This is a genomic window from Pedobacter insulae (assembly GCF_900113525.1).
GTDB lineage: Bacteria > Bacteroidota > Bacteroidia > Sphingobacteriales > Sphingobacteriaceae > Pedobacter > Pedobacter insulae.
In genome coordinates, this window is record NZ_FOPP01000009.1 from 127,769 (window position 1) to 151,142 (window position 23,374).

The window sequence follows — 23,374 nt, forward strand, 5'->3', positions numbered from 1 at the left end:
TTAAAGCTAGGGTTTTTAATTTTATTTTTTAAATAAGATTGATTACTGATCCCACCATAATCTCGTAGTACGTGGAACAGTTGGAGGTACATTTACATTGTTCTCGTTGATTTCGTCTCTCACGTAATCAATTCTGCGAATATAATTATCAAGGACAGCACCAAGGGGCATAGTAAAATTTTTGTATGCATAGTTGTACCGACGGGCATCGTTCCATGCTTCTGCATTTAGATAAGTTGCCACATACTTTTCTCTAAATATAAGATCCCTTGTTACAGGAACCAATGCAGCTGCTAAATAGGCTGTTCTTTCTGCGCCCGCTGGAACTTGGAGCTTATCAAAGTTGGCAATTACTCCGGCTTGATAGGCCGTGTTTGCTTGTGTAGTTAAACCGGCTGCTAGTGCTGCTTCTGCTTCGATAAATTTTAATTCCGCATACGTTACAATCCATATAGGAGCAGTATCACTGGTCCAAGGCGAACTTTGAGCAATATAAACCTCATCTTTAGTGGTATTGCCTCCCGGAGGACGGTTACCCTGACCGTTGGTGGTACCTATGTATAGCCCGTTTGCAGGGGCTTTATCAGTAATTTTTGCAATACGTGGATCGAATATTCCGTAGCTTGTCCCATTTAAATGGTCAACCAATTGCTCAGAAAGCCATCCTCCCAGAGATTGTGCCGCATTAGATACAGCTACTCCGGCCCAGTTATTACGAACCAAGAAATTGTTCATACCTGCATCATCTGCACTACTGGTAAATGAATTCGCTACTGCCGTTAGGACTGCGTTTGGATTATAACTAGAAGTCTTGCTTACCTTGTTTAGCAAACGTGCTTTTAATGCATAAGCAAACTTTTTCCAATATACTTTATTAGGATTCGCTGAGGAACTAAGTCTTCCATAAATCATATCACTGTTCGTAGCGCCCGTTGGGAGCAATGTGCCAGTAGAGGGGGCTGAGAAATTAGCGATAGCTTCGTCTAGCAACGCCATTGAAGCTGTGTAAACGGCCTGACCGCTATCGTATTTTGGTTTCAGCGTGGTGGCTACAAATGCTTCCGAAAAAGGCACCCCTCCCCAAAGGTCATTTGCAAGGATGAGGTTATAAGCCAACATTACATTGGCAGCGCCGAGATATTCGTTAGAATTCTGACTAATGGCCAATTTCTTCAACTCATTTGCATCAGCCATGGCATAGTAAAGTGCATTCCACGTCCCGCTTTGATCGTTAGAATCATAGATGTCTGACGCTGCATTTGGCGACGGACTTGCCGTGTATTGTACAAAAGGGTTCGTTATGCTAGCAGCACTTACACTATTCTGGGCAATTTTATAAGTAGATGTAGCCAGTAGTGAAGGTAGAGTAGGTGTTGTAACCTGATTAGGGTTCAAGGTAACTGCTTCAAAATAGTCGTCTTTACAGCCTTGAAGAGTAATTATAACAGCTATAGCCGAATATAATACGTTTTTTATTGTTTTTTGCATCATATTTAGTTTAAAGGCCAACATTAAGGGTAAATAAAATAGAGCGAGCGGCAGGGTAAGTAAAGCCAGCTGATCCATCGATATTGCTTCCACTGTTAAAAGCACTAGATTCAGGATCAAGCCCATAGAAATTAGTGTGTAACAAAATATTGTTGGCAGTAACCGAAAGATTTGCCGAACGGAATACTTTTTTAGGAAGCCATGCAGTAGGAATAGCATACCCTAAACTGATCGATCTAAGTTTAATCCATGACGCATCTTGAACGAATGGCTCAGCAAGAAGGCGATAAACATCTCTGTAGTAGCCTTGTGCGCTATACACTACGCCATCTGGAGCCATGCCTTGTCCCATCCACACGGATTTAGTGTTAGGAGTTCCGTTTGCCAATACTCCCTCAAATACTTTAAATGTCCGCCTGTTTTCTGTGTATTTCGGTAATCCGAAAGCAGAATGAAAGTTCTCCATTCCATCATATTTTTCAAAGCCCCAACGCGCATCTATTAGCGTAGAAAGATTGAACCTTTTGTATCTGAAATTATTGGTAATACCACCTATCCAATCGGGTTGCGAGTTACCTAATAATTTAAATGCAGTTCCCGAGCTTACTGGGTAGCCATTTGCTCCGATCAATAGTGGGGCATTTGGATCTTCCGGATTAGGCCCATAATGCATGAAATAATTTCCGTAAATATTACCATAAGATTGTCCTTTCACAATTTTTTGGGTAATTCCACTTCCGTAAGAGCGACTAATATCAGCTCCATAGACATATTCGGTAGCGTCGCCAGGCATGGTTAGTACCTTATTTCGGTTCATGGAGAAGTTTAACAAAACATCCCATGAAAAGTTGGTAGCCTTGATTGGTTCACCTCTTAACACTAACTCAATCCCTCTGTTGCGAATATCGCCCGCATTTACCGAAGTAGTGATATACCCTGTAGTTGAGGAGATTTGTGATTGAACAATTTGATCTTTACTGATAGAGTAGTAGAAGGTAAAATCAAAACCTAATCGGTTCTTCAGGAATGACATTTCAAGGCCCGCATCGTAGGTATTTGTAAATTCAGGGCGAAGATCTGCATTTCCTAAATTAGATGAAATACTTAGACCGGTAAAGCCTGCTGGAAGGGTATAGGTGCCAAAGCCATAAGATGTTGAATATTCATTCGCATCTTTTCCAAGTTTTGCATAAGAAAATCTAAGTTTTGACTGGCCGATCCATTCAGGTAATTTTAACTGATCTGAGAACACATAAGAAAGACTTGCTGAAGGATAAAAGAAACTTCTATTGGATTTCGAAAGTGTAGATGTAATATCGTTTCTACCTGTCAAGGTTAAAAATAAGAAGTCTTTATAGTCGAAAGTTGCTTCGCCAAAAATACCTTGCAGCCTTTTTTGTGAGAGTGATTGACCCACCGAAAGCGCTTTTGCATTCGCTAGGTTGTAGAAATTCCAGATGTTAAATTGAGTTCCCTCTGTCCTAGTCTCTTTATACCTTCTGTTATAAAGTTCGTGCCCTAGGCGTAAAGTGCCATTTATATCTGCAGTAATTTTTGATGAAAAAGTAGCTATAAATGTAGAATTCAACGTTCTAAAATTGGTGTTATATTCGCCAATAAGACCGGTTGAATTATCGTAAGTAACCTCTCCAGGAACGCCTCTCGCAGCAGGAGAATTAGCTACTCGATTGTCGGAATAAGTATCTACACCAAAGCGGTAACTAAAGTTAAGCCACGGTAGCGCCTGATAACTAAGGTTAGCTCCGCCGATGAAACGGTTCACATTATCTTTTAACCTATTATTTTTAGCACCCCAAACTGGATTGTTAGTGCCAACGTATTTCTGAGTGCCATCTGGTTTCACATAGTCGGCAACATCTACACGTGGTGCCCAATAGGTTAATGATTCACCAAAGCGGTCAGGACTATAGCGGAAACCTCCTGAGTTAGTGAAATTCATATTAACGCCTGCTTTAATCTTCGGACTAATGGTGATATCAGTATTGAGACGGGCTGATAAATTTTTATAATCTGTTCCTGGCATGATACCTTTCTGAAACAAAGTTGAGGCTGAAGAAAAGAAGCGGATGGTTTCTGAGCCCCCTGCCACCGAAATACTGCTTTTAGCTTGATTTCCCGTTTCATATGCGCGTTCATAATTGTTAAACAGCTTGTCGGGGTGACTTGGGTCAATCAGCTTAGCTTCGGCAATAGTTGGTCCCCAAGCGGGACCGATTCCATTGCTTCCATTATTATAATTCCCAACAACCCCAGAGGTGTATGTTGTTTGTACTTCTGGCATCTTATTAATCTCATCCAGGCCGTAAGTGTTAGAGAAATTCACCTGAAAGCCAGAACCCTTTCCCCTTTTAGTCGTAATTACCACTACGCCATTTGCTCCGCGCAACCCATACAATGCCGTTGCAGCACCACCTTTCAGAATATTGATCGTTTCAATGTCTTCAGGATTTACATCCGAAGCACGATTACCAACGGATCTGGCTCTGAAACCTTGACCACCATTTTGCGTGGCACCAAAGGTAGACGTGGTATTGTCGATTTGAACTCCATCAATTACGTATAATGGGTCTCCAGAGGTGTTAGCATCAATCGAGTTAACACCACGAATGCGAATTGAACTGCCTTGGCCTGGGCCACCACCTACACTGGTGATGGTAGCACCTGCGACCTTACCTTGAAGTGCATTTAGTAAATTCGATTGGTGGTTAAAGTTAAGATCTTCACCTTCCACACCTTGAGCGGAGTAACCTAGCGATTTTTTCTGTCGTGTAATGCCTAGTCCGGTATTGATAACTACTTCCTGCAGATTGTTAATATCTGAAACTAATGTCACATTAATCGTACTTCTCGACCCCACTGTAATTTCTTGAGTAACAAAGCCGATAAATGTAGCAACAAGCACCGAATTCGTGCCAGGTACTGTGATCGAGAAATTACCATTTTGATCAGAAATAACACTTGTGCTGGTACCTTTAACTTTAATGCCAACTCCAGGTAGTGGCATACCATCTTCAGAAGATGTTACTTTTCCGGTGATATTCTTTACCTGCGCCTGCACCGTGAGGCTGAGGAAAAAAATAAAGGGAAGAAAAAGTAGTGTAAAAATTTTTCTCATAATTAATTAGGTTTAAGTTGTTTAATGCAATATACCTAAAATTCTCCGAATTTTTACAGCCTAATCTTTATTCCTCCATTCATTACAAAACCATCAACGGGGGCATAAATATCTCTAAAAACTGGGTTGGTAATGGGGCCAGAATAGATAGAGTCGAATTTGGTCTGACGAGTGTCGATGAAGTTTTCGAAATTGATAAAGATGGAGCACCTTTCCCAAAGTTTTTCGATCATCAGACCCGGCGTCCAATAGCTTTTTCCGATTGTGCCATCATTTAATTGCTGTGTGCTAAAATAATAGGCTTCTGCACCAATTTTCCATTGGTCTTCTACCTCATACATTAACACATTGTTTAACCGATGTTTGGAAACCAGCGAGTAGGCAAAAAAGTTATTTCCTGTATGCTGAGTCACATCGGCAAAAGTATAGCCCACAAATAATTTAAAATCTTTAAATGTTAATTTAATATTGGTTTCTATGCCCTTGGTATTTAAATCTCCTTTTGGTTGTTGATAGGTTAAATATCCTGAAACGTTATTGAGCAAAATAGGATTGTTAATTCGGGTGTAAAAGAAAAGTTGATTAATGCTAAACCCAACTTGATCGTTGAACAACGGTGTTTTGTAATTGATATCGAAATTAGTCCCATAAGACCGTTCTGCGCTAGTTTCGTTCACATCAACTGGTAGTACATTTCTAAACTGGATACGCTCTGCATCCTCGGTAAAAACTGATGGTGCTTTATAGCCCATACCACCGCCTAATCTAAATGTAAACTCCCTGTTCATTTTCCAGAGGATCGACACTTTTGGCAACATAAAGAAGCCGTAGTCGCTATGATAATCACCCCTTAAGCCTGTTTCGAAAGTTAACTGCGCTGTGGCCATAAAAGTGTTCTGAATAAAGGCACCAATGGTATTATTTTGGTAAGATCTAAGTGGAATAATGTTTTGCTTATCTTCTTCAAAATCTTCGGTGAGGTAATTTAGCCCTACCACCCAGTCTGCAGTTTCTCCATCTTTTGCGTAATTGGCTTCTGAGTAGCTTGCAAGCTGTACGCCCGAAAACAGGTAGTTTGGAAGGGCAATAGACCTGTTGTAGTAGCTTAAACTGTTTCTGAACGTTAATTTCTGTTGCCCGTTAAGCTGATGCTTTAATTCTAACTGACTACTATAGCGATCGGTTTTATTTTCTTCGAAGTAAGAATGATTGGTGCTTTCGTTTCCTTTGATGTATTCCATGTCGCCCCCGATACGTTTCTCAATAGTGGCATTTAGACCAGTAATAAGTGTCGTTTGATCTGATAGATAGAAATATACCTTCGGGTTTAAAGTAAAACGATCAAATTTGGGGATGGCAGTTAGTCCAATATTTACTGGGTCGTAGGCCGATCCATGGTTGTAGGCAGCATACACAGTTGTTCCTATTTTTTTAAATTTCTGTCCATAGAAGCCGCTCACATCAAGACCCATTGCGGATGTTCCATTCAGTAAAAAACTAAGTTGTCTTTTTTCTGTAGGCGTTTTAGAAACCAGGTTTACCAATCCTGCAATTGCGCCACCGCCATATAAAGTAGAGGACGAGCCTTTAATTACTTCAACCTGTTTAAGATCTAATGGGGCAATTTGTAAAAGTCCAAGTCCGCCAGAGAAACCCGAATACAAGGGAAACCCGTCGCGGATAATCTGGGTGTATTTTCCATCTAATCCTTGGATGCGTATACTCGAATTTGCGCTTGTAGCGGAAGTTTGCTGGGTTTGGATACCGGTGGTTTCCGCAAGCATCATCCTAATGTCTCCGGGCTTCATATTTGCCTTTTCATCTATCTCCTCCCCAGCAAGCACTTCAATTCGTGTGGGAATGTTATCGATTGTCCTGCTGCTGCGCGTAGCAGAAACAACAACTTCCTCTAGTTCTTCCTCCTCATGAGGGTTTAATAAAATGATGAGCGGTAATGGTTGAGAAAGCGGGAAACTTAACGTATCGGTTCTTTTCTCATAACCTATAAAGCTAAATTGAATAATTTGTTTACCGGCTGGAAGATTTGTCAAAATAATAGTGCCGGTACTATCTGAGACGGTACCTTTAGCAAGTTGAGGTAACTTTACTGATGCTCCAGCTAATGGCTGATTCGTTTTGGCATCTTTAATAGTTGCCTGAAATGTATGTTGTGCATGAGTTAGGGCAGCACATAATATAACTGCCAATAACAAGACTGTTTTCTTCATTGTAAATTTTTAAATTAAGTAAGTAAAAAAGGATTCGCTAACTTAATTTAGGGGGTTGCCAGATGTTAGGGCGCACGCCGTCAGCAAAAGATTGCAGGCAAGTGTTGTTGAAAGATGTAGGGAAAATTACGGGATTTGGAACCTTGAAGCTTAGACATGGTAGTGCCATAAAGCCGCTGCAAGTCCCACAGGCGTAAAACGGAGAGCATCTCGTACAGCAATCCTCTTTTTGCTTGTTTTGTTTTTCCAGTCCTACCTCTATTTTTGCTTCTCTCGTGTGATCTTCTAAAGCACAACACGGTGCGATAGAAAGCATCATTACAACGAGCGACAAGAGACAGGCGATTTTTTTCACGGCTCAAAATTAATAAATTTTATGCAAATTTTAAGGTTTTAAGGCGGGTTGTTGATGTGTTGTGTGTGCTCAGCTGTTAAAGATGTTAGTGAAGCGCATCTCGAACTAGGTGATAAATATAGATTTGTAATCTATGATATTATGAAGGTTGTGTTCGGGATTGCTAGATACTGTCCTATACTTTGATTATGGACAGGTTACCGCCCTGTTATAATCTGCCTCGGTAAAGGTGTAGGTGAATTTGTAGTTATAACGATCAATATTTTCTGCAATAAAACTATTGATGTTAGTAATGCTATGTTCACTACTTTCTGTTTGCATCACTAGGCACTTTATCTGGTCAAACCTAATTGTGGTCGGTGAATTGTCATATTTTTTATAGGGGCTACTGTAATTAAAAGAATTATTTTCCTTCCCTTCAACAACTTGATTTTCTTCAATTGTAATAGAAGAGTTAGCCTTAATATTGTACGTATTTGGATAAGCATCAAAATTAATCTGATGGCTTGTCGCATTTATAATGTGAAATACTGGGGATCTTTCATACTCTGTTTTCCCCTTTTTGCAAGCATTAAATAAAAGTAGTATACTAAAAATTGCCCCAATTTGTAAATAAGGCATCCAAATTGTTTTCTGTTCCATTTATATATAGGTTTTTAATATTATTTTTCCATCCATTCCAAGAAGTTTGATTACATAAAGCATTTTGAATTTGCACTATGCTATAGCCTTCAACTTGATCCAAAGCCCCATTATGACCACGATTTGAACCAGGATTTGGGTAAGTAGGTACTTCGTCATCGATCATATCGATAACAATGTTTGTGTAATCTGCACTTGGTGCACCTCCTACATACTCAGGATATTCCATTTTTGTTAAAACCCATTGCACACCTCTAGCCCAAGTTTCACAAACTCTAAGCTCTGTTAATCCATAATTAGTTAATGCGGCGCCAACAACACGGTCAGACATATCCCAGTGAACGGCATGAGCTAGTTCATGTATGGTTGTAGCATATGTGTCCATGGAATTTTGTTGTGGGTGGTAGATATGTATCAATGAACCAAGTAAGTCATTTCTTCCTGCCCACATGGATCCATTATCGCTATTTAAATACCAGTCGAATGCTGCAAGTTTTACCTGTGTTTCCCAAAAGCTATTTTGTGGAGGCCGTCTTAATCCTTGTATATCTCTGTAATAGTAATGATGAGCAGCTCTAAATATTTCACCACAAAATTTATCATATCCAGTGAAATCTACATTCCAAGCAGCCTCAATTTTTGGGCCACTAATTTCTCGGGGGCCACCATGATGATCGTTTACAGAAAAATCATACCTCTCAAAATCCAACCAGTAGTTGGCTGGTCGGGTGTACCAACCATCTACTGCATAATAACCAGCAGCATCGGTAATGCCCGTGTAAGTTGTAAACCAACGACGTGCCCGTACCTTTATACCCTCAACGCCAATGGTTTGTTTCTTTACATCATCATATAAAGTAATTCGTCCATTTGGGCGCCAATTTTCTCCATTTCGGAATTCATCATCGGGAGGGTAGGGTCCTCCACTACTACTACCGTCGCAGGGATCCTCATCGGGTGGTGGCAATAGGCTTATTACAGGTAGTTTATAGGAGCTAGATTGTACGATATTTCTATTTGAATTTAAGCTTTGGCTGGAAGAGTTAAGGTTCTCATTATTTGCCTTTGTTACGCTAACAACTGGAGGGTCAATTGGTCCCTCCCCATCACAAAGCGCTTGCTGCACCAATTGTTGTACTGTTACTGTATAGGATGAACCTCCGGTGCCATTAACTGTAACCAAACTGTTTTTGTCTTGCTCATTAGGCAAATACAAATCCTCTAATTTTATATAAGGCACGTCTGGAAGTACATAGGCTATTGGTACTGCAGCATACTGGTAAGTTGGCACGCCTGGCGCTACTTCGGGATCTCTGTAACTGCCGCTATAAGTAGCAATTTCATTATCCAAAGGAAAAGGATAAATTACTAAATTCGAATCTACCTTTAGCTTGTTATAATCAGCTTCGTCCCGAGGGATAAATTTAATGTAATAATGAGTGGCAGTGATACCGTTCTGCGTAATTGTTTCGCTTTGTTCGGTATTCAATTGTTTATTAATACCCAAAGCTTGTTTTCCTTCAGTAAACATTACCTTTCCCTTTACAAAGGAGGCTTTGTCATTCCTTATTAACTGTACATCGCCAATTAAAAGCTTTGCAAAGGCCTTTCGCATATTGATTACCGTATAAGGGTTTTTAGGGTTTGTAGCTTGCTTCTGGCTATTTAAATTAATCGGGGGGGGTAAATCAATTTTGTCGGTTTTTTTGCAGCTTAAAGTTAAACTAAAGCAGAGAGCACTTAAAATTAGATATTTTATCTTCATGGATATATTTGGTATGGAACAATGGTAATATAAAACTTTGGTATTCACAAATTAAGTTAATAAAGATAGATTTATATGCTATGAAAGAAGGATTGCAAATCCTTCTTATTGTTATGTTAGACATGACTTTCAGAACATCCCGAACAGCAAAGGAAATGCACAACAGCAATAGGTAAAGTGTGGACAGTGTATTTACCACTAACAAATTTAGTACCTTTAACTCATGAACCCATTAGAAGCTAAGCTGAAAGAAAAAAGCATTGCCCCGACTGCAATGCGTGTAGTGGTGCTCGATTTTTTGCTGAAGCAATCTGCTGCGCTAAGTTTAACTGAGCTCGAGTTAGGGATGCATCGCACCGATCGTGTAACCTTATATCGTACTATCAGGACTTTTGAGGAGCATGGACTTGTACATCGTATTGAAGATGGTAGTGGGGTTACCAAATTTGCTATGTGCCAAACAAGTTGCAATGTAGATGGACATCATGATTTACATATTCATTTTTATTGTACACAATGTAAGGAAACTCATTGTCTGCCAAAAACCCACATTCCGGAAGTTAGCTTACCCAGTGGATATTTGGCTTTGGATACTCAATTAATAGTAAAAGGACTATGTGGAAGTTGTAACGTTGCGATAACATAAAACAATGCAATACAATTGCATGCCAGCTGTTTGTACATTTGAATATAATTTAGATAGAAATGAACGATTGCTGCACATCCCATCAACATGACGAACATGATCATGGTCAGGATAACTCACAACAACATATAGGACTGCTCATAGCATTAGCGATGTTAATCACTGTGCTGGTACTGGATTACGGCTTTCAGCTAAAACTCGATGAGCCGATTTCCCTGTCCATTAATGCTGCTGCCTATTTATTGGCGGGATGGGATGTGTTGGTTTTGGCTTTTAAAAAAGCGGTTAGGGGCGATATTTTTAATGAGTTCGTACTCATGAGCGTTGCCACGTTAGGGGCGTTTTACATAGGCGAGTATGCTGAAGGGGTAGCTGTAATGGTATTTTACTCCATTGGCGAATGGTTTCAAGATTCGGCAGTTGACCGGGCGAAGGCAAGTATTAAAGCGCTGCTCGATATCAGACCAGACCAAGTTACCGTAATCAGAGATGGGGAAGCTGTACTTGTTCATGCCACTGAGGTAAAATTGGAAGAAATAATGCAGTTGAAGCCTGGAGAGCGAGTTGGACTTGATGGAATAATGATTTCGGAAAGAAGTTCCTTTAACACCGCAGCATTAACTGGTGAAAGTAAACCTGATCATAAGTACAGAGGCGAAAAGGTTTTAGCAGGTATGATTAATCTTAACACCGTTGCCGAAATAAAAGTGACTGCTTTGTTCAAAGACAGTAAGTTGAGCAAGATTTTAGAAATGGTACAGGATGCATCTTCCCGAAAGTCGCAAACGCAACTCTTCATTTCACGCTTCGCAAAAGTATATACGCCAATCGTGTTTTTTATGGCGTTAGCGCTCTTGCTAATTCCTTCCTTATTTGTTGATATATATGTGTTTAATGACTGGCTTTACCGATCTCTGGTTTTTTTGGTAATCAGTTGCCCATGTGCCTTGGTGGTGTCTATTCCACTCGGCTATTTTGGGGGAATTGGTCTTGCATCAAGAAATGGAATACTTTTTAAAGGAGGAAATTTCTTGGATGTAATGACGAAAATTGATACAGTGGTAATGGATAAAACAGGAACATTGACTAAGGGAGTTTTTAAAGTCCAAGAGGTGGTAGCTGTTAATATTGATAAAGAAGAATTGGTGAAATTAGTGGCTTTGCTCGAGCGGAATTCAACGCATCCTATCGCACAAGCAATCATTGATAGTGCTGGGACTTTAGTTGAAGAAGAAAAATATACTGCAGTAGAAGAAATTGCTGGCCATGGCTTGAAGGGTAATTTAGGGACTAAAGTTGTACTAGCGGGAAATAGTCGGTTACTGAAGAAATATGGGGTTCCATATCCGCCGGAAGTTGATGTGACGGGAAGTACGGTAGTGCTTGTGGCGATTGATGAGCGGTATGTAGGTTACATTACCATTGCCGATGAATTAAAAGAAGATGTTGTGGCGACTGTAAAGCAATTGCACGCATTGCGTATCAAAACCGTAATGCTCTCGGGCGATAAACAAACAGTAGTGGATGAAGTGGCAAAGAAGTTGGGCATAACAGCTGCTTTTGGAGGGCTTCTTCCAGAAGATAAGGTGACAGCGCTCACACGCTTAAAAAATGAAGGCAGGCAGGTTGCCTTTGTTGGGGATGGAATAAATGACGCTCCAGTGTTGGCACTTGCTGATGTAGGAATAGCGATGGGTGGATTGGGAAGCGATGCTGCTATTGAGACAGCTGATATAGTGATCCAGAATGATCAGGTTTTGAAGATTGTGACAGCAATAAAAATTGGGAAATTAACCCGGAATATTGTGTGGCAGAATATTGCTTTAGCCATGGGCGTTAAGGTGCTGGTGCTAAGCTTTGGTGCCTTTGGTGTGGCGAACCTTTGGGAAGCGGTAATCGCTGATGTGGGGGTTGCATTTCTGGCAATTTTAAACGCAGTAAGGATTCAACGGATGAAGTTGTCGTGAGATCATTACAATAATCCTGTAAAGGATAAGAGCTCTAAACCTATTTCTAGGGAGAAATACATTATAATTGCAAAATGTTTAACAAACAATATAGTTGGTTCTTAGCGGGGATAATTTTCGCAATTTTTTGGGCTTCGGCATCAACCGCTACAAAGATTGGGCTTATGGTAGCCCAGCCAATGGTAATTGCTACAATGAGATTTGCGTTGGCGGCGGCTATTATGTTGTTTATTTCCCATGTAATACAGAAAAATAGTTTGCCAAAGGGGAAGGAATGGATACAGATAGGTGTGTACGGGGCGCTCAATATAAGCATTTATTTAGGTTTGTATATTGTTGCCATGCAGGAAGTCACTGCCGGAATAGGGGCGTTGTCTGTTGCCATCAACCCGGTTCTAATTAGCTTCTTTTCAGTCTTTTTTTTAAATAAAAAGCTTACTGCAAAACTTATACTAGCGCTATGTGTATGTACCTTCGGGGTAATATGTGCTGCTTGGCCATTATTTACCACTGCCAAAGTAACCACCTGGGGTTTGTCATTACTTTTTGTCAGTATGCTCTCCTATGCATTGGCTGCAATTTATTTTTCGGCTAAAAAATGGGGCGGCTTAAATCTGCTCACTATAAACGGTTGGCAAACCTTTATGGGAGGCGTGTTGCTATGGCCATTTGTTTTTTATTTTTATGACGGCTCGCTCAATAACTATAATCTGACATTCTGGGGCTCAGTAGTTTGGCTGGCCGTACCCGTTTCTATCGGAGCTGTTCAGTTATGGCTTTGGTTATTGAAAACAAATGCAGTAAGGGCAGGATTATGGCTGTTCTTGTGCCCTTTATTTGGCTTTATGATCGCAGCAATACTAGCAAACGAAACCATTAGCAGCTACACCTTTGGGGGTGTTATTTTAGTGCTGCTAGGTTTGTTTTTTGCTAAGAAGTCTAATTAAAAATCGAAGAAATCATTTAAAAACGATTTCTTTTTTCGGTATGGCTGCTGCGTATGTCCGTAACTTTTATAATCCTTTTCGTAATTGTCTTTTCTGGAATAATGATCTGCAGTATTATCCATAATTTTCTCAAGTTCGCCACGATCTAACCAAATTCCGCGACAATTTGGACAATAATCGATTTCAACCCCACGTTTTTCGGTCATTAAAAGTGTTTCGTTACAAGAAGGACATTTCATAGTGCTATTTTTACAAAGTTTATTATTCAATAATAACGAAAATCAAGTGCTTTTAGTGTCTTGGTTCGAGTTTTTTAACATAGAATACAAACCAAATAGGGGGCCTAATGCTAGGACTACAAAAATATAGTGGGCATTCTCTCTTGTCATCACTATATTTATTAACTGTATGCTTACGATGGTTATGCTAAAGCCTATGCAATTTACAATCGTTAAAGACGATCCTTTTAGTTCTAAGGAAACATTTTGTGCAACTAAGGTTGAAAACAGCGGTGAATCAGCGATCACAGCCATACTCCAAATCATTAAGAATATGACCAAAACCGTTATTGAGTCTGTTTGTAAGAAGATGGGAGAAAGTAGGCAACAAATGCCAGAAATTGCTAAGGCCAGTGTTGCCAACCTTTTGGTGCCAAAGCGATTTGCCAGCAGGCCACTACCAACGCATGCTAAGCTCCCCATTACGATGATAAAAAAAGACAATAAAGGGACGTTTAACTGGGTTTGATAATGGTAATTGTAATTCGCTAGCATGACGGGAATAAATACCCAGAAAGTGTACAACTCCCACATGTGACCGAAATACCCAAAGGCGGCAGCTCTAAATCCGTTATTTTTGAAGCTATGTCTAAAGGCACCCAATTTTAATTGCTGGCCTGGCTTTCTATACGGACCATCGGGTACCAGAGAAAATAAAACTGCCCCTCCTGCTAGTGAAAGCACTGAGGTTGTAAAGATTACATATTTCCAAGGTAAAGTGGCAAAGCCGCTTTTAAGGAAATGCGGAAATGCTGTTCCTAACACTAAAGCCCCAACTAAAAAGCCTAAAGATTTTCCGAGCCCTTTCTCATAATGATCTGCAGCAATTTTCATCCCTATGGGATATATTCCAGCTAGAAAAAAACCTGTAAAAAACCTACAGATAAAAAGTAAGGATAGGTTTGTGCCGTTTAAACCAAGCATGAGGTTAAAGGCAGCTGCGACGCATGCACAAATGAAGAATATTTTAACGGGAGAAAAACGATCTGCAATACCCAATATGGCGAAAAGTAAAGTTCCTGTAATAAAGCCTGCTTGTACAGAATTTGTTAGATAGGCTAAGTAATCGGAAGATAGGTTAAACTGCACAGCTATATCGTCCATTACAGCATTCCCGCCGAACCATATAGAGGTACAAAAGAATTGAGCAATAACAATTATTGGTAAAATTCTTCTCATTTGCCCGTTATCGTTTTTTTTTAATAAAGTTAAAACTATTGCTAATATGTTGTTGTTAATCTAGTTACCGAAATAAAACGTTATTTATTCTTAAAAATTTAGTTATGAAATCAACCTTGTCTAAAGTTAAGAAAATGAACGGTCTCATTACCAACAGAATTATCGAACTTCAGGATCAAGGTTATTTGTACGATTTTATGAGTGTCGGAAAGCAGCAGTTTTTATGTTTACAGGATAGTGTTTGTTTTCATGCGCCTGATGTTTCGATCAAACTCATCGATCAATTATATGATCAAGTGGATAAATGCTATAAATACATGCATGCTGTTGAAACGGCAAGTGGCTGTAAGGGCTTATTACTCGAAGGGCGAATCTATACTAATTAAAACATGAAGGGATCCATCTTTCGATGAATCCCTTCATATCCATAATTAACCGGTTAAACTTATTGGCAATTTGTAGAAACAAATAATCCTTCGATGTTTAATTTGTTTGTTGCTGCATCATAAACAGCTTTTCCGGTGATGTCTTTTCCGGCCGGCAAAACAAAGTTATTTTTATCGAATTTAACTTGCGTAGTATACCATCTGCCCGCCATGTATGCTTCAATGAAATAAGTTGTGCCATTTTCGAACTTAGCTGTAGCTTTACCGTTTTGCAGGTATAAATAAGTATAATCATACCAGTTTCCGTTAGCTTTTGATACGTAAACAAAAGCATTTAAACCAGTAGCAATCTTTTTACTGCTACATTTTACCTGAATATTTAACGATACGTCAACAATGTCTGGTGGAGTTCCTTCAGGAATGGTTAGGGTTGTGCTTTGTCCACAAAGGTTTGCATATTCCTGACTTTCTGCAATCAATTTATTGCTGTTGTCGTAAAGTACAAATTTACCTTTACCAGAAGGTAAATTCAATAATGTTTTCTTGGTTTCAGTTCCATTCGCTAGATAGATTGAGCCAGGATAATTTGTCTTACCTCCATTTGCTGTAACAACATACAATTTATAATACTGTGAATTAGAGAATTTCGGAGCTTTAATGGTTAGTGTGCCGCCGTTATTTCCGCAAGTTCCATAATACCAGTCAAAATTCCAGTAAGAAAGGTGACTAACGTTCATTTTTGCTACCAATTTCCCTGCATTGTTCTTCACAAAGGTTGTAGTTCCTTCTAAGGTCCATTGTCCCGTTTCCTCGTTCAAACTCCACAAAGGTATGGTTTCATTTTCCTTTACTACTGCTCCGGTGTTCGGATTGATTAAGGTATTGCTCACTTCCATTTCTACAACAATTGGTTTAGAGAATCCCTTTACCTCTTTATTGCCTGCATAGATGTCGATTGCTAAAAATCCTCCCGTTACAAAAACAACACCACCATTTATAGCTTGTCCGTTCGCTCCAACTGCGTTACCGGCATAAAATCCACCTGGAAATGCTGCAACCGATTCTGGATTTGAGGGGCCATAATGTACAACTTTCGCTTCAATTTGATTAGCATTGATAACTTGTCCCGCACCATCTAAAAAGCTAGTTCCAGCTGCAATCGTGATATTAGATTTTTCTGGCATCGCTGGATTTGTAGCTGTTGTTAGCACCATCTCCGTAGTTGCGGTTCCATTGGTGATATTACGTGTTGCTACCACCACACCTGTACCAGCGGCAGGATTTGCATATTCAACTAATTGCACGATATATTGAAGCGGTTCTGTTGCACTGGTAACCGTAATGTTTTGAGTGGTCGGCGCGAATCCCGGAACATTTGCACTTATGGTAAATTTAATAGGATTTGTTTCAGAAGGCGCTGCATTTTCAGCTAAAGCCAATTGTAGGAACCCACGAGAAGCTTCGAAGTCCTTTCCTCCTGTATTAGTTACCACTAGATCAGCATTTTGACCGCTAATGTTAACCTCAAAATCTTGTGGGTTATTTGTAGCGCCTGTTTTAGCATTCACAAATCTTACCATAATTGGAGATTGGAATACGTCGGTGTTTACAATGATGTCAACGTTTTCTACTGGGTTTTTACAGCTACCATAAAGCATGAATACAACTGCTAATGCAGCCATTATTTTTTTGGATATAAATTTCATCGAGAGATTTTTTAGAATTTGAAATTAAAATTTAATTGAGCAACTGGCATGAAGCGGTAACCTTTCATGTTCTCTTGAATGATTGCTTCATTAGGGTCGTTCTCGCTTAGACGTTTAGTACCAACAATGGTAACTGATGGTGCCGAAAGGTAGTAAGCTCCCAGGTCGAAGTTCACATTAAATCTTTTCTTCGGAATTCCTTTGCCGAAGCCAAAACCGAAATAGGGTGCAATCGTACCCCAGTCTGCAGTTACATCTAAACTGCCAATTTCTGCTGGAGTAAAGGTCATGTCCTCAAATTTTTGTGTGTCTTTTGGCGTTAAGTAAATGGATGCTTCTGCACTAGCAAGATAAGCTACACCACCAACCAATCGAATGCCTTTAAGTGGCATAAATTCTGCCAAGGCTTGCACAGTATTAAATTTGCCGCTTGCTTTGTTAGTGGTTTTAAAACCATCAATCTTTAAAAGGTCGTTTGCGGAGGCCTGTGCATAACTGCCACCAAATCTCAACCCTATTTTAGGAGTTAATACATAGCGAAAATTCACACCAATGCCTTGAGTGCCTACCATAACTTGTAGCGACATGTCTTTTTTTACCTTAGTGGTGTCAGCCATCTGGCTCCATGCCATCGAAACAAAAGCAAAGGAGAAGATGATGAGAGAGAGTAATTTTTTCTTCATGAGTTATACGTTAGTTTTTTCGCAAAAATAGTCTAAAAAATGACAAATCGAAATAAGTGGTAACAAAGCCAGCTAAGAAATTTCTTGCTACTACTCCCTATTAATTTATTAAATACTTACTCCTATTTAGAATAATTTCTTTTTAATCTTTTTAATAAAATTTTAACCTAGATTATAGTTTTTTTACAAGTGCAATTTCTCGCTTTTATTTTTATAACTTGATGATAATTAAATATTTATAATCCTAAAAATGATATGCTGATGCTGATGATTTGTGAAAATGACCATGTTAGAAACCTCGCTAATTTTGATGTTTTAATTGCTAAAATTATAAGTTATGGAAATCACTATAAACCTACAAAAGGAAGCATTCAGCTAGCGGCTTTATCCCTTGTTTCGCAAAATGCCCACGCTTCAATTGCTAATGTAACATTGTTGATGGAACAATACTTGCATTCGGTTTCTATAAGAGAATTGGCTTTCGAAACGCTCAAGCAGGTAAACAAAAATTTATTTAAAATACTTAGATCAACTACCACTATCAGTGAAATGGAGATGTATATGTTGGTAGGGAGCGGTAAAGTTTTACATAGTCAATTTGCATCCCAACAACGATATGATTTTTTGTTGGACAATTTTTGTAGTATTATTAAGTTGTTAAAAACCAATGTATTTTATATGCCGAAAGAAGAAGGTCTTAAAATTCCGAATCTAGAGGATTTCTACAGTATATTATATCTCAAGAATACGGAAGTGAAAAGAAATTGCGCCTTTCTAAGTAACGCGTGTATCATTCGAAATGAAGTGATGTACAGGGAGGCGAATGGACTGGTAGCGCTGGCTGCCACCGTCAAGATGTATGTTAAATATCACTACGGCTGGGAGAGTACGCAGTTTAAGCAGATTGCAAACTTGGTTATTAGAAAGGCCAAAGCACCTATTAAAAAGGTATAATTATTGTTAAATTAATCCTTATGCAATTTCTATTGTCATAGAATCATATTTGAACCACAACCTAATGCTAATGAAAAGGATACACCATTTTTACATCTGCATGCTAAGCTTTGGCATGTTAGTTTTGCTAGCTTCCTTTGTTAACGAGCCAAAATTACCCTATAAAAAAGCAGGGTTAACTACGCAACAAGCGGCTGCTCATTTATTAAGCCGCTTTACTTATGGCGCCAAACCCGGCGATGTAGCTGATGTTGTAGAAATGGGACTTGAGAAATGGTTCGAACAACAGCTAAATGGGGATTTAGCTGATCCGATACTTAAAGAAGCATTAAGCAAGTTTGATGATATCAATCTAACCAATACTGAAGTAGAAAATAAGTACCCCCGAAATGCACAAGTGGTTAGGTTTGCTGTAAGGGATGGATTTATCCACAGAGATTCGGTGGCAAATGCAAAGGGACCAACCTATCGCGAGGCTATCTTGGCTTACAGAAAAACCAAAGGCTACAAGCCTCAGCAAGAACTTTACCGCCAGTTTATCAATCAAAAAATCACAAGAGCTATTTATACGGAAAATCAGTTCAGGGAGTTGATGACAGATTTTTGGTTCAATCACTTTAATGTTTCCCTGAGCAAGAATCAATGTGCGGCTTATGTTCCAGCATATGAAAGAGATATTATTAGGCCCCAGGTATTTGGGAAGTTCGAAAATCTAGTACTGAGTACTGCAAAATCTCCGGCCATGTTAATGTACTTAGATAATTTCAGTAGTGCCGGCGGTAGTATGGTTCTCAATGCTAAGAAAAAACCAGGTTTAAATGAGAATTATGCTCGTGAGGTAATGGAACTGCATACGTTGGGTGTAGATGGGGGGTATACACAAAGTGATGTAACACAGGCCGCACGCATTTTAACTGGGTGGACAATCGCGCCAATGGGTGACAATGGCTATGGTGCTGGTATGAAAAATGTGCTGGCCAAAATAGGAAATGATAAGTTGCATAAACTTGGTTATGTCCGTGAGGGCGATTTTCTTTTTGCGAAGAACCGCCATGACAATGGAGAAAAAGTAGTGTTGGGCAAAAAATTCCCAGCTGGTGGTGGTTATGAAGAGGGAGTAACGTTGTTAAAGATGCTGGCACATCATGAATCTACAGCCAAGTTTATCTCAAAAAAAATAGCCATTCGTTTTGTCAGCGATGCCCCTCCGCAAAGTCTAATTGAGAAAATGGCCAAAACCTTTTTGTCTACAAATGGGGATATTAAAAACGTCATCATCACGATGGTAAATTCACCGGAGTTTTGGTCGGCCAACGCACTTAGAGAAAAGACTAAGTCGCCTTTTGAGTTAGCAATTAGTGCGGTTAGAAGTCTAGATGCTAACGTTAAACAACCATATCAACTTTATAGCTGGATTAACAAAATGGGGCAACAGCTTTATTATTATCAGGCACCGACCGGCTTTCCAGACCGTGGTCAGTATTGGATCAATACAGGCTCCTTATTGAATAGAATGAATTTCGGATTGGCACTTGCTGCGCAACGTATTCCTGGAATTACCTTTGATCTAACAGCTTTGAACAAAAATAAAGAGCCCGAAAGTGCAGAAGCAGCGCTGGTTACCTACAGCAAATTGCTGATGCCAGAACGAAGATTGGATGCTACCATCGAACGGTTAAAGCCAATGGTAACTGACCCTAATTTAGAATCGAATGTTGCTGCTGCGGCCGAAAAGAATTCAGCTTCGAAGCAAATGGGTTTAATGATGAATGAGGATGCTAATTTAATGGCTGAGGGTTCAGATTTAAAAAAATTAAAAGGAAAGAAAGCACTAACCAGTACTATTACCCCACTTAAAACCGGCAACAACACCATGCTGGCCCAGGTGGTAGGTGTAATTATTGGCTCACCAGAGTTTCAACGTAAATAATATTATCATGACATCGAGAAGAGGTTTTATTAAAGCTGGCGGATTAGCCTTATTCGGAATTGGTTTAGGTGGCATCCCGGGATTTTTGGCCGAGGCGGTGGCAAGTACCGACCCCTTGGGTTTGTTTAAGAGACGAAAAATAATGGTTTGTATCTTTCAAAGAGGCGCAATGGACGGGTTAATGGCCGTTACACCTTTTACTGATCCATATCTGAAAGCTGCCCGGCCAGGTTTATTTATGTCGGCAGTTGCAAGTCAGAAAAACAGACCTTTAATCGATTTGGATGGGCGTTTTGGTCTCCATCCTGCTATGTCGGCTTTTGAACCCATGTTTAAAGAAAAGAGAATGGCTATCGTACATGGCATTGGTTCACCAAATAGTACCCGATCGCATTTCGACGCGCAAGACTTTATGGAGTCCGGAACACCTTTTAAAAAAGGTACCGAAAGTGGATGGCTTAACCGGGCTGTCGGATTGCTTGGACATGATGCAGCAACGCCTTTTCAGGCTGTAAGCTTAACATCGTCTTTACCCCGATCTTTCTACGGTGATCACCCAGCAGTGGCCATCCGTAATCTAGCCGATTTTAACATTCAAATGAAAGGGAATCAAGCTAGCGTTAACAATACTGCTAGAACTTTCGAAGATTTATACGACCAAACTTCTTCAGGCTTGCTAAAAAGCACCGGCAAAGAAAGCTTTGAGGCAATTAAGATGCTTCAAAAAACCGATATCAAAAACTATAGGCCCGAAAATAATGTGGTTTACCCGAATACGGCATTAGGTAATTCTTTGAAGCAAATTGCGCAACTTATAAAAATGGATGTAGGAATGGAGGTCGCATTTGCAGAATCGGGCGGGTGGGATACGCATTTTAACCAAGGAACAGACACGGGTGTTTTTGCAAGAAATGTAAACGATCTAAGTAATTCTATCATAGCCTTTTGGAGCGATATGGCAAAATATCAAGATGATGTAACGCTCATGACTATGACTGAGTTTGGAAGAACCGTTGCACAAAACGGTACCGGTGGCACAGATCATGGTCGTGGTTCTTGTAATTTTATTCTTGGAAACAGTGTAAAAGGTGGCATGGTTCATGGCTTAGTTAATCCGCTAGCGAAAGAAAACCTGGAAGACGGCAGAGATTTACCAGTGACTACGGATTTTAGAAGTGTATTTAGCGAAGTTGCAGATAAACATTTAGGGATTAAGAATGACAAAATCCTTTTCCCTGAATGGAATGGGAAACAAATCGGGGTAATGTTATAAAATTGTTTCGTCATTGCAAGGGTTGTTCGTCATTGCGAGCGTAGCGAAGCAATCTAAACGGAGATTGCTTCGCTACGCTCGCAATGACGGGAGGTTACCTCGCAATGACGGGCGGTTACTTCGCAATCACGCAGGTTGCCCCCTTTCCTGTAACAAATTCTCTAGACACCTTCTTTTCCTTGTTAAAATAATAGCAAAGCCTTACCTTTCAGCATAACTATTTAACCAACTATGATGAAAATAAAAAACACCCTTGGCAATTTTGCCAAATTGGGCGTCATTACGGCTGTTTTTTGTAGCAGCGTAGCTTTTGCCCAAAGCGCAGATCCAATTATTGATAAAATTGTAAAAGAGGCGAACGAGAATTCGCAGCTTGAAAAACTAGCACATGAGCTGTTGGACAAAATCGGACCCCGCTTGGTGGGAACTCCTCAAATGAAACAGGCCAATGATTGGGCGGTTGCCAAATATGCAACTTGGGGGATTTCTGCAAGGAACGAACAATGGGGTCAGTGGCGTGGCTGGGAAAGAGGCATTACACATATTGACTTAACAAGCCCGAGATTAAGAACCTTAGAAGGCACTCAATTAGCATGGAGTCCCTCAACCAAAGGTAAAGCAATTGACGCTGAAGCTATTGTTTTACCACTGGTAGCAGACTCTGCAGCATTTCAAAAATGGTTGCCCACTGTAAAAGGTAAGTTGGTGTTAATTTCTTTAAATCCAGTTTCTGGCCGACCAGATAAAAACTGGGAAGATTTTGCTACTAAAGATGGGCTGGCAAAAATGAAAGCCGATAAGGCAGCTGCAGCGGCAGCTTGGAGAGATCGTTTAGCTAAAACGAAATTAAATGCTAAAAACCTGGCTTTAGCTTTAGAAAATGCCGGCGCAGCGGGTATAATTATCAACAATTGGTCGCAAGGCTGGGGGGTTGATAAGGTTTTCGGTGCCAATACCACAAAAGTTCCAACGGTAGATTTATCTGTGGAAGACTATGGATTGGTTTATCGTTTAGCTGAATCAGGTTCAAAGCCGAGGCTTAAAATTGTATCCGAATCTAAAGAGTTAGGTCTTGTTCCCACTTTAAATACCATTGCCGAAATTAAGGGCAAAGAAAAACCGAATGAATATGTAATGTTATCGGCCCACTTCGATTCATGGGATGCTGCTAGTGGAGCAACAGATAATGGTTCTGGAACGATTATGATGATGGAGACTATGCGTATTTTGAAGAAATTTTATCCAAATCCTAAAAGGACGATTTTAGTGGGGCATTGGGGAAGTGAAGAACAAGGTTTAAATGGTTCGAGAGCTTTTGTTGAAGATCATCCGGAAATTGTAAAGAACCTGCAAGCTTTATTTAATCAAGATAATGGAACTGGGAGAGTAGTTAATCTATCGGGACAAGGATTTGCTAAGGCTAAGGATTTTTTACCTCGCTGGTTAGCGGCCGTTCCAGATACCATCAAAAATCAGATCAGAACAAGTTTTCCAGGTTCTCCTGCCGGCGGTGGCTCTGATAATGCATCTTTTGTGGCAGCGGGCGCTCCAGGGTTTTCTTTAAGCTCTACAAGTTGGGATTATGGAACTTATACCTGGCATACCAATCGCGATAGTTATGATAAGATGGTTTTTGACGAGATTAGAAGCAATGCGATCTTGGCAGCGATTTTAGTTTATATGGCCTGTGAAGATCCAGAGAGAATGTCGCATGAAAGAGCTCCTTTGACAAATAATCCACGTACTGGTGCACCTGGAACATGGCCACCCCAAACAAAAGCTAACCGCAAAGGCGGGGTTAATTAATATAG

Annotated in this window: 17 protein-coding genes; 8 read left to right on the forward strand and 9 right to left on the reverse strand. The window is 39.9% G+C overall.

Features of this window, described 5'->3' with window-relative positions:
• Positions 1 to 42: 42 nt before the first annotated feature.
• The 5 genes from BM207_RS14940 to BM207_RS14960 form a co-directional block, all read right to left on the reverse strand.
• Positions 43 to 1,491 carry a SusD/RagB family nutrient-binding outer membrane lipoprotein gene (locus BM207_RS14940; protein ID WP_245768129.1) on the reverse strand — a complete coding sequence of 483 codons (1,449 nt, stop codon included), beginning with the start codon at positions 1,489 to 1,491 and terminating at the stop codon, positions 43 to 45.
• 7 nt (positions 1,492 to 1,498) lie between these two features.
• Complete coding sequence (locus tag BM207_RS14945; protein WP_177217136.1) at positions 1,499 to 4,624, reverse strand: SusC/RagA family TonB-linked outer membrane protein; 3,126 nt, start codon at positions 4,622 to 4,624, stop codon at positions 1,499 to 1,501.
• 53 nt (positions 4,625 to 4,677) lie between these two features.
• Positions 4,678 to 6,852, reverse strand: coding sequence for a TonB-dependent receptor (locus tag BM207_RS14950; RefSeq protein ID WP_090996025.1), 2,175 nt, complete (start codon positions 6,850 to 6,852; stop codon positions 4,678 to 4,680).
• 541 nt (positions 6,853 to 7,393) lie between these two features.
• Positions 7,394 to 7,849, reverse strand: a complete 456-nt coding sequence (locus BM207_RS14955) for a hypothetical protein (RefSeq protein WP_143095967.1) — start codon at positions 7,847 to 7,849, stop codon at positions 7,394 to 7,396.
• A complete protein-coding gene (locus BM207_RS14960; protein ID WP_090996031.1) occupies positions 7,797 to 9,614 on the reverse strand; it encodes a hypothetical protein in 1,818 nt (605 codons plus the stop codon). The genes BM207_RS14955 and BM207_RS14960 overlap by 53 nt, the downstream gene beginning before the upstream one ends.
• A 223-nt stretch (positions 9,615 to 9,837) precedes the next feature.
• Between BM207_RS14960 and BM207_RS14965 the strand changes: the two genes are divergently transcribed.
• The 3 genes from BM207_RS14965 to BM207_RS14975 all read left to right on the forward strand — a co-directional run bounded on the left by BM207_RS14965 (position 9,838) and on the right by BM207_RS14975 (position 13,174).
• Positions 9,838 to 10,260 (forward strand): Fur family transcriptional regulator, encoded by a 423-nt coding sequence (locus BM207_RS14965; RefSeq protein ID WP_090996034.1) that lies wholly within the window; start codon positions 9,838 to 9,840, stop codon positions 10,258 to 10,260.
• 59 nt (positions 10,261 to 10,319) lie between these two features.
• Positions 10,320 to 12,227 carry a heavy metal translocating P-type ATPase gene (locus BM207_RS14970; RefSeq protein ID WP_090996037.1) on the forward strand — a complete coding sequence of 636 codons (1,908 nt, stop codon included), beginning with the start codon at positions 10,320 to 10,322 and terminating at the stop codon, positions 12,225 to 12,227.
• 74 nt (positions 12,228 to 12,301) lie between these two features.
• Positions 12,302 to 13,174: a DMT family transporter gene (locus tag BM207_RS14975; protein WP_090996040.1), complete on the forward strand. Its 873-nt coding sequence runs from the start codon at positions 12,302 to 12,304 to the stop codon at positions 13,172 to 13,174.
• Here the strand turns inward: BM207_RS14975 and BM207_RS14980 are convergent.
• Both BM207_RS14980 and BM207_RS14985 read right to left on the reverse strand, forming a co-directional pair.
• The gene (locus BM207_RS14980) at positions 13,171 to 13,413 is read right to left on the reverse strand and encodes a TFIIB-type zinc ribbon-containing protein (RefSeq protein ID WP_090996043.1); all 243 of its coding nucleotides are present in this window, start codon (positions 13,411 to 13,413) and stop codon (positions 13,171 to 13,173) included. The genes BM207_RS14975 and BM207_RS14980 overlap by 4 nt on opposite strands.
• A 42-nt stretch (positions 13,414 to 13,455) precedes the next feature.
• Entirely contained in the window at positions 13,456 to 14,631 is a 1,176-nt protein-coding gene (locus BM207_RS14985) for an MFS transporter (RefSeq protein WP_090996046.1), read from the reverse strand.
• Positions 14,632 to 14,735: 104 nt separating this feature from the next.
• On the opposite strand from BM207_RS14985, the gene BM207_RS14990 reads away from it, so the two are divergent.
• A complete protein-coding gene (locus BM207_RS14990; protein ID WP_090996049.1) occupies positions 14,736 to 15,017 on the forward strand; it encodes a hypothetical protein in 282 nt (93 codons plus the stop codon).
• A gap of 59 nt (positions 15,018 to 15,076) precedes the next feature.
• On the opposite strand, the gene BM207_RS14995 is transcribed toward BM207_RS14990, so the two are convergent.
• Together BM207_RS14995 and BM207_RS15000 are read right to left on the reverse strand one after the other, a co-directional pair.
• Positions 15,077 to 16,723: a hypothetical protein gene (locus BM207_RS14995; RefSeq protein ID WP_090996052.1), complete on the reverse strand. Its 1,647-nt coding sequence runs from the start codon at positions 16,721 to 16,723 to the stop codon at positions 15,077 to 15,079.
• Positions 16,724 to 16,734: 11 nt separating this feature from the next.
• Positions 16,735 to 17,406, reverse strand: a complete 672-nt coding sequence (locus BM207_RS15000) for a hypothetical protein (protein WP_090996055.1) — start codon at positions 17,404 to 17,406, stop codon at positions 16,735 to 16,737.
• 261 nt (positions 17,407 to 17,667) lie between these two features.
• On the opposite strand from BM207_RS15000, the gene BM207_RS15005 reads away from it, so the two are divergent.
• From BM207_RS15005 to BM207_RS15020, 4 genes are all read left to right on the forward strand, one after another.
• Positions 17,668 to 18,360, forward strand: coding sequence for a hypothetical protein (locus tag BM207_RS15005; protein WP_143095968.1), 693 nt, complete (start codon positions 17,668 to 17,670; stop codon positions 18,358 to 18,360).
• Between the two features lie 70 nt (positions 18,361 to 18,430).
• Complete coding sequence (locus tag BM207_RS15010) at positions 18,431 to 20,290, forward strand: DUF1800 domain-containing protein (protein ID WP_090996061.1); 1,860 nt, start codon at positions 18,431 to 18,433, stop codon at positions 20,288 to 20,290.
• A gap of 7 nt (positions 20,291 to 20,297) precedes the next feature.
• Positions 20,298 to 21,563: a DUF1501 domain-containing protein gene (locus BM207_RS15015; RefSeq protein ID WP_090996064.1), complete on the forward strand. Its 1,266-nt coding sequence runs from the start codon at positions 20,298 to 20,300 to the stop codon at positions 21,561 to 21,563.
• A 231-nt stretch (positions 21,564 to 21,794) separates the two neighbouring features.
• Complete coding sequence (locus tag BM207_RS15020) at positions 21,795 to 23,369, forward strand: M20/M25/M40 family metallo-hydrolase (protein WP_245768130.1); 1,575 nt, start codon at positions 21,795 to 21,797, stop codon at positions 23,367 to 23,369.
• The last annotated feature ends 5 nt before the right edge of the window (positions 23,370 to 23,374 follow it).

Bases quoted from the DNA above. Each gene is read 5' to 3' on its own strand.
- BM207_RS14940 (WP_245768129.1), bottom strand. From the start codon at position 1,491: ATGATGCAAAAAACAATAAAAAACGTATTATATTCGGCTATAGCTGTT.
- BM207_RS14945 (WP_177217136.1), bottom strand. From the start codon at position 4,624: ATGAGAAAAATTTTTACACTACTTTTTCTTCCCTTTATTTTTTTCCTC.
- BM207_RS14950 (WP_090996025.1), bottom strand. From the start codon at position 6,852: ATGAAGAAAACAGTCTTGTTATTGGCAGTTATATTATGTGCTGCCCTA.
- BM207_RS14955 (WP_143095967.1), bottom strand. From the start codon at position 7,849: ATGGAACAGAAAACAATTTGGATGCCTTATTTACAAATTGGGGCAATT.
- BM207_RS14960 (WP_090996031.1), bottom strand. From the start codon at position 9,614: ATGAAGATAAAATATCTAATTTTAAGTGCTCTCTGCTTTAGTTTAACT.
- BM207_RS14965 (WP_090996034.1), top strand. From the start codon at position 9,838: ATGAACCCATTAGAAGCTAAGCTGAAAGAAAAAAGCATTGCCCCGACT.
- BM207_RS14970 (WP_090996037.1), top strand. From the start codon at position 10,320: ATGAACGATTGCTGCACATCCCATCAACATGACGAACATGATCATGGT.
- BM207_RS14975 (WP_090996040.1), top strand. From the start codon at position 12,302: ATGTTTAACAAACAATATAGTTGGTTCTTAGCGGGGATAATTTTCGCA.
- BM207_RS14980 (WP_090996043.1), bottom strand. From the start codon at position 13,413: ATGAAATGTCCTTCTTGTAACGAAACACTTTTAATGACCGAAAAACGT.
- BM207_RS14985 (WP_090996046.1), bottom strand. From the start codon at position 14,631: ATGAGAAGAATTTTACCAATAATTGTTATTGCTCAATTCTTTTGTACC.
- BM207_RS14990 (WP_090996049.1), top strand. From the start codon at position 14,736: ATGAAATCAACCTTGTCTAAAGTTAAGAAAATGAACGGTCTCATTACC.
- BM207_RS14995 (WP_090996052.1), bottom strand. From the start codon at position 16,723: ATGAAATTTATATCCAAAAAAATAATGGCTGCATTAGCAGTTGTATTC.
- BM207_RS15000 (WP_090996055.1), bottom strand. From the start codon at position 17,406: ATGAAGAAAAAATTACTCTCTCTCATCATCTTCTCCTTTGCTTTTGTT.
- BM207_RS15005 (WP_143095968.1), top strand. From the start codon at position 17,668: ATGCTGATGATTTGTGAAAATGACCATGTTAGAAACCTCGCTAATTTT.
- BM207_RS15010 (WP_090996061.1), top strand. From the start codon at position 18,431: ATGAAAAGGATACACCATTTTTACATCTGCATGCTAAGCTTTGGCATG.
- BM207_RS15015 (WP_090996064.1), top strand. From the start codon at position 20,298: ATGACATCGAGAAGAGGTTTTATTAAAGCTGGCGGATTAGCCTTATTC.
- BM207_RS15020 (WP_245768130.1), top strand. From the start codon at position 21,795: ATGATGAAAATAAAAAACACCCTTGGCAATTTTGCCAAATTGGGCGTC.